This is a genomic window from Tritonibacter sp. SIMBA_163, assembly GCF_046535935.1.
Lineage (GTDB): Bacteria > Pseudomonadota > Alphaproteobacteria > Rhodobacterales > Rhodobacteraceae > Epibacterium > Epibacterium scottomollicae.
Genome location: NZ_JAWJBP010000776.1, coordinates 1 through 257 on the forward strand (window position 1 = coordinate 1; position 257 = coordinate 257).

General features: G+C 63.8%; 1 protein-coding gene. It reads left to right on the plus strand.

The window, feature by feature from the left end:
* The coding region (locus R0J92_RS24430) for a transglycosylase domain-containing protein (RefSeq protein ID WP_411053588.1) at positions 1–257 on the plus strand (257 nt) is incomplete at both ends.

Below are 257 nucleotides of genomic sequence, written 5' to 3' on the forward strand. Positions count from 1 at the left end.
CGGGCTCTTTCTTGCCGGGGCGGTGGCCTATCATTATTCCAAGCTGCCGGAGTATCAGGCGCTACTGGATGGTCGGAACCAGGGCTCAGTCACATTGCTGGATCGCGCGGGCAAGACCTTTGCCTGGCGCGGGGGTCAGTTTGGCGGTGTGGTGACCGCGGATACGGTGTCGCCGCATTTGAAGAACGCCATTGTCGCCACCGCGGACAAACGCTTCTATCGCCACTTCGGCGTGCCGCCGCGCGGTATCGCCGGCG